The organism is Novosphingobium sp. ZN18A2 (genome assembly GCF_036784765.1).
In the GTDB taxonomy this organism is placed as follows: Bacteria; Pseudomonadota; Alphaproteobacteria; order Sphingomonadales; family Sphingomonadaceae; genus Novosphingobium.
In genome coordinates this window covers 2,079,547-2,093,717 of record NZ_CP136651.1, presented here as the reverse complement: position 1 = coordinate 2,093,717, position 14,171 = coordinate 2,079,547, and the positions used below count along the sequence as shown (strand labels likewise).

The following is a 14,171-nucleotide window of genomic DNA, read 5'->3' as shown; positions in this document are numbered from 1 at the left end:
TGGTGTAAGCGCATCATCGGCGGCATGAGGATGCCGGAAAACACGCTCGCCCCCGGGCTGGGCGCGCTTATTGCGCTCGCCCTGGCCCACCCTGCAATCGCAAAGACGATCGATGTCGCCGCGGGCGCGGATGCGCAGCAGCGATTGCAGGAAGCGCTGATCGTTGCCGAACCGGGGGACACCGTCGCCCTTGGCACGGGGCGGTTCGTCCTGACTGACGGTCTTTCGCTGGATGTGAAAGGCGTGACCGTGCGCGGTGCGGGAATGGAAGCCACCGTGCTGGATTTCACCGGGCAGGAAGGCGCGGGTGAGGGGCTGCTTGTCACGTCGGACGGCGTGACCCTTCGCGATTTCGCGGTCGAAAACCCGCACGGTGACGGCATCAAGTCCAAGGATGCTGACGATATCGTCTATTATCGCATCCGCGTGACATGGACGGGCGGGCCGAAGGAAACCAATGGCGCCTATGGCATCTATCCGGTGGAAAGCAGCAACATCCTGATCGACGGGTGCAAGGTGCAGGGCGCGTCCGATGCAGGCATCTATGTCGGGCAGAGCGATCACATCACCGTTCGCAATTCGATCTCGGAAACGAATGTCGCAGGGATCGAGATCGAAAACAGCCGCGATGCGCTGGTCCGGGCCAATTTCGTTACCCGCAACACAGGCGGTATACTGGTGTTCGACCTGCCCAACCTGCCGGTGATGGGCGGCGGCAACACGCTGGTGGAAGAGAACCTGGTGGTTGCCAACGATACGCCCAATTTCGCGCCCAAGGGGAATATCGTGGCAGGTGTGCGCCGCGGGACGGGCGTGATGGTCATGGCCAATGACGGCGTGCTGGTCCGCAACAATTTCATGTCCGACAACCCGACCGCGCAAGTCATGGTCGTTTCCTATCCCAGCGCTTTCGACGACAAGCGATACAACCCCTATCCGCGCAATGTCGTGGTTGGCACCAACACCTATCTGCGCGGCGGGACCGATCCGCAGATGGATGGAAAGACGCAATTGCTTGCCGCGTTCGGCGGCGCGCTTCCGCCGGTGCTGTGGGATGGGCTGGGAACGCCGGGCCAGGCCGTTGCGGCGGTCAAGGGCACCCGCGCATGGACGCTGAACCTGCCAGAGCAGGGGGACGGAACCGACAAGGCGACGCCCGCGCCGGTTACGCTTCCCGTGCCGGGGAAGACGGTCGACCCTGCATCCGTCGGTGCACCGGCGGCGCTGGATGCGCGCATCGCATCATGAAACGCGGCGCGATTATTGCGGCGGCGTTCCTTGTTGCCGGGGCGTCGATAGCGCACTCGTCGGAAAGGGGGCGGCAGCGCGTTCACGACACTGCGATAACCGGAAGCGGTTTTCCGGCGAAGCTGTCCGATTATGGTTTTTTCACCGGCGGGGCGAAACTTGTGCCGGTATCGGGCGTAACGCCCTATCGGCTCAATACGCCGCTTTGGTCCGACGGGGCGACGAAGCTGCGGTTCCTCTACCTGCCGAAGGGCACGCAAGCGAAAGCGCAAGGCGACGGACTGCTCGATCTTCCGGCCGGCGCTGCGCTTATCAAGACATTCGCCTTTCCGGAGAAGGGCAGGCTGCGCCTGATCGAAACGCGGGTGCTGATGCACAGGGCAGACGGTTGGCTGGCGCTTCCGTACAAGTGGAACGACGATCAGACCGAAGCGACGCTTGCGCTGGCCGGCGCGCGCATTGCGCTGACCACGCCGCAGGGCGTTTCGATCAGCTATGCGATCCCCAACAAGAACCAGTGCAAGGAATGCCACGCGCTTTCGGGGGCGGTGACGCCCATCGGCCCCAAGGCGCGCAACCTCTCGGATGCGTGGCTTCGCGCGCAGCACGCGGCAGGGCGGCTGAACGCCGTTCCGGCCGTGGCGCATCGTATTCCGCTGTGGGAGGATCGCGCGAACGTTCCGCTTGCGGATGCCGCGCGGGGATATCTCGATATCAACTGCGCGCACTGCCACAATCCGCGCGGTGCGGCGTCCAATTCCGGGCTGGATTTGCGCTGGGAGCAGGACAATCCGGTGAAATACGGGATCGGCAAGCGGCCCACGGCGGCAGGCCGGGGATCGGGCGGGCTGTCTTTCGACATCGCGCCGGGCGATCCGGACCGGTCGATCCTGCTCTACCGGATGGAAAGCCTGGAGGGAGGCATCGCGATGCCCGAGCTGGGCAAGGCCAGCCCGGATCGCGAAGGCGACCTGACGGTGCGCGCGTGGATCGCGTCGTTACGTTAGGGTCAGGACCTATTAATTGCACCTTCGAGGCGCCGGAATGGCGAACATATCGGGCCGAAAGGCGCGCCGCGAAGGCTGGTTGCCTTTGCAAGCGCCATTCGGTTCGAGATGGAAGCCATTCCGGCGTCCCACAGGGATTTGACCAAAATGGCCCGGCGCTGCGTTGGATAGTCTTGAAATAGAACCACTATTCCTGCGCCTATCCGCCTTGCGCCAAGCCATTTTGCCTCAAACCCCGAAGGTGCAATTAATAGGTTCTGACCCTAGGCTTTGACCCCGGGTGGCTGGACGCGCGCGGGCACAAGGGTTAGTTGCGCCCCTTTCCCAACCTTCGCGAATGAACGCTCGAATTGCCCGGAAGGGGCCGGACCGCTTGACCCTAGTCAGCTTTGCCTGCGATCCCGAACAGACCCGTGGACGGGAGTTTGCGCTTGAACAATCGTCTGCGCGCGGTCCGCGCAGCGCCTTTCAGCGTGACCGCGACCGCATCGTCCATTCGATCGCGTTCCGCCGGCTGCGCCACAAGACGCAGGTGTTCATCGCGCCCGACGGGGACCATTACCGCGTTCGCCTGACGCACAGTCTTGAAGTCGCGCAGATCGGCCGCGTTATCGCCCGCACGCTGGGGCTGGACGAGGACCTGACAGAGGCGCTGTGCCTTGCGCACGACATTGGCCATCCCCCCTTCGGCCACGCCGGAGAGGACGCGCTGGAACGGGCGCTGGCCGATGCGGGCGGCTTCGATCACAACGCCAACACGCTGCGCGTGCTGATGCGCATGGAAAGCCCCTATTGCGAGCACGAAGGGCTGAACCTTTCGTGGGAAGTGCTGGAAGGTCTTGCCAAGCACAACGGCCCGGTGTTCGAACCGTCTTGGGCGCTGGCCGAACTGGACGCCGCCTTCCCGCTCGATTTGCGCGAACGTTCGTCTCTGGAAGCGCAAGTGGCCGCCATCGCGGACGATATCGCCTATGACAACCACGATATAGACGATGGCCTGCGCGCCGGTTTCCTTGATCTTGACGACCTGCTGACGCTCGATGCGGTTTCCGCCCAGTGGCGCGAGATCGAACGCCGCCACCCGCGTGCGCCGCGCGACCGGTTGCTGCGCGAACTGGTGCGCGGGCAGATCGGGCGCATGGTGAACGACGTGATCGGGGAAACGCGCGCACGCATCCTGAACGGCGATGTCCGCACCATCGCGCAAGTGCGCGCCGCGCCGACCGCGCTCTGTGCGTTCTCACCCGCAATGGAAGCCGAGGAACGCGCGCTGAAGCGGTTCATGTATGACCGGCTCTATTACCATCCCGAACAGCTGGCGACGGCGGAGCGCGCGCGTCACGTCGTGGCCCACCTGTTCGATGGCTATGCCGCCGATCCCTCGGCCTTGCCCGAAAGCTGGCAGGAATCGCTTCCGACAGGCGAACCGGCACGCAGCCGTCATATCGCGGATTTCATCGCCGGGATGACCGATCGCTATGCGATAGACAGCTATGCCCGGCTTTACGGCAAAAGCCCCGAAGGATTGCGCAATGTCTGACGTGCGGCGCGTTGTCCTTCTGGGGGCGACCGGGATGATCGGACGGCAGGTCATGCAGCGGTCTGTCGGGCGGCCTGAGATCCGGCTGACGGCGGTCGCCCGCCGCGAAGTGCGCCTGCCCGAAGGCGCGCGGATGGAGTTGCTTCTGGCCGACCCTTCGCACTGGGAGGATGCCATCGCGGCCTCGCGGCCCGATGTCGCGGTTATCGCGCTGGGAACGACTATCCGCGCGGAAGGCGGAGACAAGGACGCGTTCAGGGCGGTTGACCGCGATCTTGTGCTCGCTTGTGCAAAGGCGGCGAAGGATGCCGGTGCCCGGCAATTGATCGCCGTGTCGTCGGTGGGGGCAAGGGCCGCCAGCCGCAATTTCTATCTCAGCGTGAAGGGCGAAACCGAAGAGGCGCTGGGCAAGATGCGGTTCGACCGGCTCGATATCCTGCGGCCGGGATTGCTGCGCGGGCGGCGGGAGGGGCCGCTGCGCGTTGGGGAGCGGATCGGAATGCTTGCCGCGCCATTGGTCGATCCCTTCCTGCGCGGCGGGTGGTCGAAATACCGTTCGATCAAGGCTTCGGCCGTCGCGGACGCGATCCTGGCGCTGGCCGGAGCCAGGGCGCGTGGCCGTTTCATGCACGAACACGAAGCGATGCGCCGCGCCATCCGCGAAGCCGCGCGCCGGGGATAACCCGCGCATCCAATTGACTCGATGATGCTGCGCTGCGAAACAAGGGCAGTCGCTGACCAGCGCGGGAGAGTTTCCGCGATTCGGGCGCATCGTTTCGACGAAGCCATCGGATCGCGGGGCGCCGAAGGAGCAACCGCCCCGGAATCTCTCAGGCTTCAGGACCGCACGGGTCAATAGCGACGCTCTGGAAAGTGCTACCGCCGCAATGGCGGGGCCGCCGAAGGGGTAAGTCCGCAGCCGCTCGCGGCGCGGGAGAAGCTCTCAGGCTTCCGTGACAGAGGGGGCACCGAAAGGTGGCCAACTGTGCGGAAGATTGAATTGTGAGCGAGACATACGAAATAGACGAAAACGGGGAACCGGCAGGCGCCGCACCCGATATGCTGCCGCTTGACGCGTGGCACCGCGAACGCGGCGGGCGGATGGTGGAATTCGCCGGATACTGGATGCCGGTGCAGTACGAAGGCATCATCGCCGAGCACCAGTGGACGCGCCAGCACGCGGGGCTTTTCGATGTAAGCCACATGGGGCAGCTGCTTGTTCCGGGAAACAGCGCGGACCCGGCGGTAGAGGCGCTGCTTCCTATCGACCTTTCCACCCTGAAGCCCGGAATGCAGCGTTATTCGCTGTTGCTGGCAGAGGATGGCGGTATTCTGGACGACCTGATGGTGTCGCGCTGGCCGGACGGGCTGTACCTCGTCGTCAACGGGGCGACCAAGTGGGACGATATCGCCCATCTGCGTGAGTTCCTGCCGGACGAGGTTACGCTCAACCATCTGGACGAATGCGCCTTGTTCGCCTTGCAGGGGCCGGAAGCCTGCACCGCGCTCGAACGCGTGGCCACCGGCGACCAGCCGGTTTCCGCGCTGACCTTCATGCGTTTCGGCACGTTCCGGATCGGCGATGCGGAGGTGACGATCAGCCGTTCGGGATACACGGGTGAGGATGGTTTCGAGATTTCCCTGCCGGCCGCGTCCGCCGCGCAGATCGCGGACCTGCTGTGCGAACAACCCGAAGTGAAGCCCATCGGGCTTGGCGCGCGGGATTCGCTGCGGCTTGAGGCCGGGCTTCCGCTTTACGGCCACGATCTCTCCGAAACGGTCGATCCGGTCAGCGCCGGACTGGCCTTTGCCATCGGCAAGCGCCGGCGGGCCGAAGGCGGCTTTCCCGGCGCGGACCGCATCCTGTCGCTGATCGCGGACGGACCTTCGGTGCTGCGCGTTGGGCTGGCGCTGCAAGGCCGTATGGCCGCGCGCGAAGGGGCGACCATCTTCAACGGCGAACAGATCGTCGGCAGCGTTACCTCGGGCGGATTCTCACCCACGTGCGAACGACCCATCGCCATGGGTTACGTGAATGCCGCGCTGTCCGCGCCGGGCACGAAACTTGAAATCGAGATGCGGGGCAAGCGCCTTGCGGCAGAAGTTGTCGCGCTGCCCTTCGTCCCCCACCGTTACCATCGCAAGGGAGCCTGACATGGCCGTTTATTTCACCAAGGAGCACGAGTGGATTTCGGTCGAGGGCGAAACCGCCCGCGTCGGGATCACCGATTACGCGCAGGGCCAGCTGGGCGATATCACGTTCGTCGAACTGCCCGAGGCGGGGGCGAGCGTGAAGCAGGGCGACAGTTGCTGCGTGGTCGATTCGGTCAAGGCGGCAAGCGACGTCTATGCGCCGGTTTCCGGTTCGATCGTAGAAGGCAACGGATCGCTGGAAGAAGAGCCGGAGCTGGTCAACACCGATGCCGAAAATGCCGGCTATCTGTGGTCCATGACCCTGTCCGATCCGGCGCAGCTGGAAAGCCTCATGGATGAGGCAGCCTACAAGGAATACGTGGAAGGCCTGTAACGATCATGCGCTACCTTCCTCTCAACGATGCGGACCGCGCGGAAATGCTCGGCGTCGTGGGCGCGACCAATATCGACGCGCTGTTTGCCGACGTGCCGGCAGAGTTCCTTCAGCCCGGCCCGATCGAAGGCCTGCCGAACCATGCCAGCGAAATGGCGGTGGAACGGCACATGGCCGCGCTTTCGGCCAGGAACCTTTCGGCAGGCTCCGTCCCGTTCTTCCTGGGGGCGGGTTCCTATCGCCACCACATTCCGGCGAGCGTCGATCACCTGATCCAGCGCGGCGAATTCCTGACCGCCTACACGCCATACCAGCCTGAAATCGCGCAAGGCACGCTGCAGGTGCTGTTCGAATTCCAGACGCAGGTTGCGCGGCTGTTCGGGACCGATATCGCCAACGCATCGATGTACGACGGATCAACCGCGTGCTGGGAAGCGGTGGCGATGGCGGGCCGGATCACGCGGCGCAAGGGCGCATTGCTCTCATCCGGGGTGCATCCGCACTATGCCGAAACGGTGCGGACGATGGCGCGCTTTACCGGAGACGCGGTGCGCCACACCGCGCCAGACCTGTCGGCCGTGCCGGACGATGCAGCCATTATCGGCGGGATCTCCGACCAGACGTCATGCGTGGTGGTGCAATATCCCGACGTGCTTGGCCGCCTGCCCGATCTTGCCGCGATAGCGGAAGCCGCGCACGACAAGGGCGCGCTGCTGATCGCGGTGGTTACCGAGCCGGTCGCGCTTGGCCTTGTCGAAAGTCCGGGTGCGCTTGGCGCGGACATCGTGGTGGGTGAGGGGCAGGCGCTTGGCGTCGGTCTGCAGTTCGGCGGGCCATACCTGGGCCTGTTCGGCTGCCGCGAGAAATTCGTGCGGCAGATGCCGGGCCGCCTTTGCGGAGAAACGGTCGATGCGGCGGGCAAGCGCGGATACGTGCTGACGCTTTCGACGCGCGAACAGCATATCCGGCGCGAAAAGGCGACAAGCAACATCTGCACGAACGCGGGGCTTTGTGCGCTTGCTTTCAGCATTCACCTGACCTTGCTGGGCGGTGAGGGCCTGTCCCGCATGGCGCGGCTTGGCCATGACCGTGCGCGGCAGGCCGCCGCGCGGCTTTCGGCCATTCCCGGCGTGTCGATCCTGAACGATGCCTGGGTGAACGAATTCACCGTTCTGCTTCCCGTCGATGCGCGGCCCGTGGTGCGCACACTGTCTGAACGGGGGGTTTTGGGCGGGGTCGCGCTGGGCAGGCTCTATCCGGACGAGGCGGGGCTGTCGCACGGCCTGCTCGTCGCGACGAGCGAATGCACCACGCGGGAGGATATCGAGGCGCTGGCAACCGCGCTTGAGGAGGTGCTGGCATGAACGACATGAACCCCTCTGGCTGGCGCCCCAAAATGGGCGGCGAACCCGGCGGCGATGCGCCGGGCGAAACCTTTACCGGCAACCGCGGCCTTCAGCTGGAAGAACCGCTGATCTTCGAACTGGGCCGCATGGACGGCTGCGGCGTCGATTTCGACGACGATCCCGGCGAACCGATGGCGGGGTTGGAAAAGCACCTGCGCGGCGCGCCGGTTGCGGTGCCCGGCCTCTCCGAACCGGAAACGGTGCGCCATTACACGCGGCTATCGCGCCAGAACTATGCGATCGACCTGGGCATCTTTCCGCTGGGGTCATGCACCATGAAGCACAACCCGCGGCTTGACGAGCGCGTGGCGCGGATGCCCGGCTTTGCGGACGTTCATCCGCTGCAACCGCAGGATACCGTTCGCGGTGCGCTGGATGTCATCAACCAGCTTGCCGGCTGGCTGATCGACCTTACCGGCATGCACGGCGTGGCGATGGCGCCCAAGGCAGGCGCGCACGGCGAATTGTGCGGCCTGTTGTGCATTCGGGCCGCGCTTGAGGCGCGCGGCGACGCGCGCGAAGTCGTGCTCGTGCCCGAAAGTGCGCACGGCACGAACCCGGCGACCGCAGCTTTTGCGGGCTACCGCGTTGAAAGCATCCCCGGCACCGCGGATGGCCGCGTGGACGTGGCGGCGCTGGAAGCGCGGCTTGGCCCCGATGTAGCGGCGGTGATGATCACCAATCCCAATACCTGCGGGCTGTTCGAACGCGACCTGAAACGCATTGCCGATGCGGTTCACGCAGCGGGCGGCTTCGTCTATTGCGACGGAGCCAATTTTAACGCGATTGTGGGCAAGGTGAGGCCGGGCGATCTTGGCGTCGATGCCATGCACATCAACCTGCACAAGACCTTTTCCACGCCGCACGGCGGCGGCGGGCCGGGGTCCGGGCCGGTTGTCCTGTCGGAAGCGCTTTCCCCCTATGGCCCGCTGCCGTTCACGGCGAAGGGTGCCGACGGCGTGGTGCATCTTGTGGAGGAAGAGGATGCGAAGGCGATGGGACACGCCCATGCCTTCGGGCGCATGGCCGCTTTCCACGGGCAGATGGGCATGTTCACGCGCGCGCTCGCCTATATCCTCAGCCACGGGGCGGACGGCTTGCGGCAGGTTGCGGAGGACGCGGTGCTAAACGCCAACTATGTGCTGCGCAGCCTGGAAGGCGTGCTCGACGCGCCATACGGGAGCAGCGGCCCATGCATGCACGAGGCGCTGTTCAGCGACGACGGACTGGCGCAGGGCTTTTCCACGCTGGACATCGCCAAGGGCCTGATCGACGAGGGATTCCATCCGATGACGGTCTATTTCCCCTTGGTGGTGCACGGGGCGATGCTGGTAGAGCCGACCGAAACCGAAAGCCGGGCGGGGCTGGACCAGTTCATCGGCGCGCTGCGCAGCCTTGCGGAACGCGCGCGGGCCGGTGACGAAGCGCTGAAGGCCGCGCCTGTGTTGGCACCGCGCCGGAGGCTTGACGAAACGCAGGCTGCCCGCAAGCCCAGGCTGGCCTGGCGCGGCGATCGCGAATAGTCAGAGGGCAAGCAAGGCCGGGAAGGGGAGAGTTCGATGCCACAACAGGGGGCGGCTTCGCACGGGCTGATCGGGTTCCTGATCCCCGTCATGGTGATCGCCATCGTGTTTGCCATCCGGTTCAGGCGGATGGGAAAGACGCGCCCGCTGCGGCTTGAACGGCTTTGGATTCTCCCGGCGATCTACGGCGCCTTCATGGCGACCATGTTGATAACCATGCCGCCGCAAGGGGCGGGCTGGTTGTGGATCGCAATGGCCCTTGCCGCAGGGGCCGTTGCCGGATGGTTGCGCGGCAAGACCATGCACATCTCGGTCGATCCGGTAACGCACGCGCTTGACCATGCGCAATCTCCCGCCGCGCTCGGGCTGCTGCTGGTTCTGGTCGTGATCCGCACGGGATCGAAGATGTACCTGGAATCGGGTGGCCCGATGTCGCACGCGGCGACGATGCTGCTGACCGACGTGTTGATCGCGTTCGCGATGGGCATGTTCACGCTGCAACGGATCGAGATGTTCATGCGCGCAAGGCGATTGCTGGCAGCGGCGCGCAGCGGCGGGGCGCCACGGAAAACCCCCGCCGTTACGGGCGGGGGCTCCTGAAGTCTTCGATCTGGAAGCTCTTACCAGAAGAAGTCGTAGATCACGTCCACCACTTCGCCGCTGTAGATGTTCACCAGCAGCACGTCGTCGTAATAGCGCACCCAGCGATAGGGGCCATAGACCGGCGGCAGGCGATAATATCCCGGATCGCCGATCCAGTAGTTCTGGCCATAGAACATCGAGTTCAGGAAAAATCCGATGCCGATGCGGCTGTAGCTGTAACCCGAGTAGGGCGCGTAATACCGGCCGACGCGATAGACGTTGCGGTGGGACCGGCGATAATGGCTCCAGTTATAGCGGCGATCATTCCGCCAGTCGTGATTCCAGCGACGATAGTTGTTGTTGCGATAGGCATACCGGTGGTCGTTCCGGTAATCGCGCCGGTCCGCGCGGTGATCGCGCCGATTGTTCCGGTAATCGCGGCGCTCCGTCCGGTGGCGGTCGGTATAGCTGCGATTGCGGTTCTGGTCCGCATAGGTGCGATTGCGCTGGTATTGTCGCCAGTTGCCCTGGTTGCGGTTTTCGGTCCGCCCCGACCAGTTCCGGCGTTGCACGTTCTGCGTCCGCTGGCGCTGGATCGCGTTCGCCCTGGCGTCGCCCCAGTTGCGGCTCTGCCGGCGCTGCGCCTGGCGCGCCTGGTTGCGATAGCTTTGGCGCTGCTGGCGCGCTTCGGCGCGGCGATCGTTCCCGCGTCGCGATTGCTGGCGCTGGACATTCTGCGAACGCGACTGGTGCGCCCGGAAGTTGCCGTGACGATTGCCTTCTTCGCGCGAGACATTGCGCGCGCGGTCCGGCGCAGCCTCGGCCGGGACGGCTATCATGACCATCGCCCCTGCAGCCGCGGCAAGGGCAGATGACTTGAGCAGGGACTTGATGTTCATTGTGATTTCTCGCTCTCCATCTTGCCGCGACGATCGCGGCACCACCTGTCATCGGTTCTATATGGCGTCGACTGACTTGGTCCTGAACCGCCCTATCGGTGTTTGTTCATCTTGAGGCACGGTTTTATGAACTCCGGTTTGACAAATGAATCGCAGGGAAGGGGTGGACGCGGTTCGGGCTGGGGGCTAACCGCCAAGCGATGCCAACCCTCCGCAAGCGCTTTTCCAACCTGATCCATTCCGACCACGGCGAGCTGTTCCCGCATGAGTGGCGCAGACGTTCGGGGTCGCTGCTTGGTGCGGTGATGATCGGCCTTGTCGCCCTGCTTTTCGCAGAGGCGGCGGACAAGGCGCAGGGCGTGTTCGATTCGATGGTGGCGCGGTGGCCTTATTCGCCGCTGGTCGTAACGCCTGCATTGTTTGTGGGTTTCGCATGGATGACGCTGCTGGTTGCACCGGCGGCGCGCGGGTCGGGCATTCCGCAGGTTATCGCCGCCAGCCGCGATCCGGATGGACTTCTGTCGCGCGGATTGCTGGGCATGAAGACCGCGCTGTTCAAGCTGGTGGTCACGCTTGGCGCGATCCTTGGTGGCGCGTCGGTCGGGCGTGAAGGCCCGACGGTCCAGCTTGGCGCGGCGATCATGGTCGGGTGCCACAGGCTGTTCGGTGCGCGCCTGACATCCGGTGTGCTGATCGCGGGCGGCGCCGCGGGCGTTGCGGCCGCATTCAACACGCCCATCGCGGGTATCGCGTTTGCGATCGAGGAACTGGCGAGCGCGTATGAACAGCGCGTGGCGGTTCTCGTCATGGGCGCGGTGATGATTTCGGGCCTTACCAGCCAGGGGCTGGCGGGCAATTACCTCTATTTCGGCACCCTGTCCGATCCGCTTCCGGTGGGATCGGCGCTTATCATCGCGCCGATCGCCGGGCTTGCGGGCGGCGCGCTGGGCGGATTGTTTTCGCGTTTTCTCCTTCTGATCACGCGCCGTCGCCGCGAAGCGAAGTCCGGCGTGTTCGCGCGCCCTCTGGTCGTCGCGCTGATTTGCGGCGTTGCCGTCGGCGTTCTGGGCGTCGTTACCAGTGGCGCGACCTGGGGCACCGGCTATGCCCCGGCCAAGGCGCTGCTTGAAGGCCAGGACGGCAGCGTGTGGCTTGGCCCGGCAAAGTTCGTCACCACGCTCGCGACCAGCGCAAGCGGCCTTCCCGGCGGTATTTTCGCGCCGTCGCTGGCCGTTGGCGCAGGGTTCGGCAAGCTGCTGGCGATGGTGTTCCCCAGCGAATCCACCGGCGCCATCGTCCTTCTGGGCATGGCGGGCTATTTCACCGGCGTCGTTCGCGCGCCGCTGACCGGTGTTATCATCCTTAGCGAGACGACCGGCAGCAGCGGGTCGATCCTGCCGCTGGTGCTGACCGCGCTGATCGCGGACTGGTCCGGCGCGCAGGTTTGCAAGCCGCGGCTTTATCACGCGCTGTCACGCGATTTTCTGCCGCGGTCCGAAGCCGGTGATCCCGATATCGAGGAAAAGGAAGAGGAGCGCCATTAGCGGCGCCCCCCACCCGAATTCATTGCAGAACTTGCGCGCCGGCCGGGTTTCCCCGGCCCGAATTGATCGCAGCGATCAGCGCGTAAGCTTCTTGTAGGCAAGACGCGTCGGCCGGTCGGCCGCGTCGCCCAGGCGGCGGCGCTTGTCTTCCTCATAAGCTTCGAAGTTGCCTTCGAACCATTCGACGTGGCTGTTGCCCTCGAAGGCAAGGATGTGCGTGGCCAGACGGTCAAGGAAAAAGCGATCGTGGCTGATGACCACGGCGCAGCCCGCGAAATTCTCGATCGCGTCTTCCAGCGCGGCCAGCGTTTCCACGTCAAGATCGTTGGTCGGTTCGTCCAGCAGCAGCACGTTGCCGCCTTCCTTCAGCATCTTGGCAAGGTGCACGCGGTTGCGTTCGCCGCCCGACAGCTTGCCCACGTTCTTTTGCTGGTCCTGCCCCTTGAAGTTGAACGCGCCGACATAGGCGCGCGTGCTCATGTCGTGGCCGTTGACCTTCATGTAATCCAGCCCGTCCGAGATTTCCTCCCAGACGTTGTGCTTGTCGTCCAGGTGGTCGCGGCTCTGGTCGACATAGCCCAGATGAACCGTGTCACCGATGCTGATCTCGCCGGAATCGGGGGTTTCCTGCCCGGTGATGATCTTGAACAGCGTCGATTTGCCGGCGCCGTTGGGGCCGATCACGCCAACGATACCGCCGGGCGGAAGGATGAACGACAGGTCTTCGAACAGCAGCTTGTCGCCATAGGCTTTCGAGATGTTCTTCGCCTCGATAACCTTGCCGCCAAGGCGTTCGGGCACCTGGATAACGATCTGCGCCTTGCCGGGCGCGCGGCCCGCCTGCGCTTCCTGAAGCTGTTCGAACTTGCGGATACGCGCCTTGGATTTGGTCTGGCGCGCGGCGGGGGTCTGCCTGATCCACTCAAGCTCTTCCTTGAGGGCTTTCTGGCGGCCGCTTTCCTCGCGCTCCTCCTGCTCCATGCGCTTGGATTTCTTCTCGAGGTAGGTCGAGTAGTTGCCTTCGTAGGGGAAGTATTTTCCACGATCGAGTTCGAGAATCCAGCCCACCACGTTATCAAGGAAATAGCGGTCGTGGGTGATCATCAGCACCGCGCCGGCATATTCCTTCAGGTGGTTCTCCAGCCATTCGACGCTTTCCGCGTCAAGGTGGTTGGTCGGTTCGTCCAGCAGCAGGATCGAAGGCTTCTGGATCAGCAGGCGGGTCAGCGCGATGCGGCGCTTTTCACCGCCCGAAAGGTTGTCCACCGGCCAGTCGCCCGGGGGGCAGCGCAGCGCTTCCATCGCGATTTCAAGCTGGTTGTCCAGCGTCCAGCCGTCGACCGCGTCGATCTTGTCCTGCAGTTCGGCCATTTCGGCGCCCAGCGCATCGAAATCGGCATCTTCCTCGGCCATTTCCATGCCGATCTGGTTGAACCGCTCGACCATGTCGGCGGTTTCGCGTGCGCCGTCCTTCACGTTTTCCAGAACGGTCTTGGACGTGTCGAGCTCCGGCTCCTGCGGCAGGTAGCCGACCGTGATGTTCTCGCCCGGCCATGCCTCGCCGGTGAAATCGGTGTCGATCCCCGCCATGATCTTCATCAGGGTGGACTTGCCCGCGCCGTTGGGGCCGACGATGCCGATCTTGGCGCCCTGATAGAATTGCAGGTTGATGTTGCTGAGCACCGGCTTTTGGGCACCGGGAAAGGTCTTTGTCATGCTCTTCATGACGAAGGCGTACTGGGCGGCCATCGGTTTCCTCTGGGAATAGGCGTAAAGGGAGGTTTGCGCGCCCTCTACAGGGCGGCCCGCAGGGGCGCAAGCGTGGCAGGCCGGTCCCGTGCAGGAAAGGGCGGTTGGAAGCTGGCCGGGGGCCGCGTTGAAACCTGCATTGTCAG

12 protein-coding genes and 2 riboswitches are annotated in these 14,171 nt (G+C 64.5%); of the genes, 10 read left to right on the top strand and 2 right to left on the bottom strand.

Translation table 11 applies throughout. The features are described from left to right. Positions 1-24: 24 nt before the first annotated feature. The 9 genes from RXV95_RS10060 to RXV95_RS10020 all read left to right on the top strand — a co-directional run bounded on the left by RXV95_RS10060 (position 25) and on the right by RXV95_RS10020 (position 9,851). Complete coding sequence (locus tag RXV95_RS10060; protein ID WP_338465914.1) at positions 25-1,248, top strand: parallel beta-helix domain-containing protein; 1,224 nt, start codon at positions 25-27, stop codon at positions 1,246-1,248. Further along, positions 1,245-2,255 (top strand): SO2930 family diheme c-type cytochrome, encoded by a 1,011-nt coding sequence (locus tag RXV95_RS10055; RefSeq protein WP_338465913.1) that lies wholly within the window; start codon positions 1,245-1,247, stop codon positions 2,253-2,255. Before RXV95_RS10060 ends, RXV95_RS10055 begins: the two co-directional genes overlap by 4 nt. Positions 2,256-2,628: 373 nt before the next feature. Then, positions 2,629-3,795: a deoxyguanosinetriphosphate triphosphohydrolase gene (locus RXV95_RS10050; protein ID WP_338465912.1), complete on the top strand. Its 1,167-nt coding sequence runs from the start codon at positions 2,629-2,631 to the stop codon at positions 3,793-3,795. Beyond that, on the top strand, positions 3,788-4,477 hold the full coding sequence (locus RXV95_RS10045; protein ID WP_338465911.1) for an NAD(P)H-binding protein: 690 nt from the start codon (positions 3,788-3,790) through the stop codon (positions 4,475-4,477). The genes RXV95_RS10050 and RXV95_RS10045 overlap by 8 nt, the downstream gene beginning before the upstream one ends. Before the next feature lie 52 nt (positions 4,478-4,529). Beyond that, positions 4,530-4,651: riboswitch (glycine riboswitch) on the top strand. Next, a riboswitch (glycine riboswitch) is annotated at positions 4,652-4,765 on the top strand. It abuts the riboswitch before it with no gap. Positions 4,766-4,854: 89 nt separating this feature from the next. Next, on the top strand, positions 4,855-5,949 hold the full coding sequence (gene gcvT / locus RXV95_RS10040; protein ID WP_338468548.1) for a glycine cleavage system aminomethyltransferase GcvT: 1,095 nt from the start codon (positions 4,855-4,857) through the stop codon (positions 5,947-5,949). A 1-nt stretch (position 5,950) separates the two neighbouring features. Further along, positions 5,951-6,322 carry a glycine cleavage system protein GcvH gene (gene gcvH, locus RXV95_RS10035; protein WP_338465910.1) on the top strand — a complete coding sequence of 124 codons (372 nt, stop codon included), beginning with the start codon at positions 5,951-5,953 and terminating at the stop codon, positions 6,320-6,322. A gap of 5 nt (positions 6,323-6,327) precedes the next feature. Next, positions 6,328-7,686, top strand: a complete 1,359-nt coding sequence (gene gcvPA / locus RXV95_RS10030; protein WP_338465909.1) for an aminomethyl-transferring glycine dehydrogenase subunit GcvPA — start codon at positions 6,328-6,330, stop codon at positions 7,684-7,686. Then, complete coding sequence (gene gcvPB / locus RXV95_RS10025) at positions 7,683-9,251, top strand: aminomethyl-transferring glycine dehydrogenase subunit GcvPB (protein ID WP_338465908.1); 1,569 nt, start codon at positions 7,683-7,685, stop codon at positions 9,249-9,251. Before gcvPA ends, gcvPB begins: the two co-directional genes overlap by 4 nt. Positions 9,252-9,287: 36 nt before the next feature. Beyond that, complete coding sequence (locus RXV95_RS10020) at positions 9,288-9,851, top strand: hypothetical protein (RefSeq protein ID WP_338465907.1); 564 nt, start codon at positions 9,288-9,290, stop codon at positions 9,849-9,851. A 20-nt stretch (positions 9,852-9,871) separates the two neighbouring features. Here RXV95_RS10020 and RXV95_RS10015 read toward each other — a convergent pair whose 3' ends face one another. After that, entirely contained in the window at positions 9,872-10,732 is an 861-nt protein-coding gene (locus tag RXV95_RS10015) for an RcnB family protein (RefSeq protein WP_338465906.1), read from the bottom strand. Between the two features lie 200 nt (positions 10,733-10,932). Here RXV95_RS10015 and RXV95_RS10010 point away from each other — a divergent pair, with 200 nt between their 5' ends. Continuing rightward, a complete protein-coding gene (locus RXV95_RS10010; RefSeq protein WP_338465905.1) occupies positions 10,933-12,276 on the top strand; it encodes a chloride channel protein in 1,344 nt (447 codons plus the stop codon). 75 nt (positions 12,277-12,351) lie between these two features. On the opposite strand, the gene ettA is transcribed toward RXV95_RS10010, so the two are convergent. Next, positions 12,352-14,025 (bottom strand): energy-dependent translational throttle protein EttA, encoded by a 1,674-nt coding sequence (gene ettA, locus RXV95_RS10005; RefSeq protein ID WP_338465904.1) that lies wholly within the window; start codon positions 14,023-14,025, stop codon positions 12,352-12,354. Positions 14,026-14,171 lie beyond the last annotated feature (146 nt).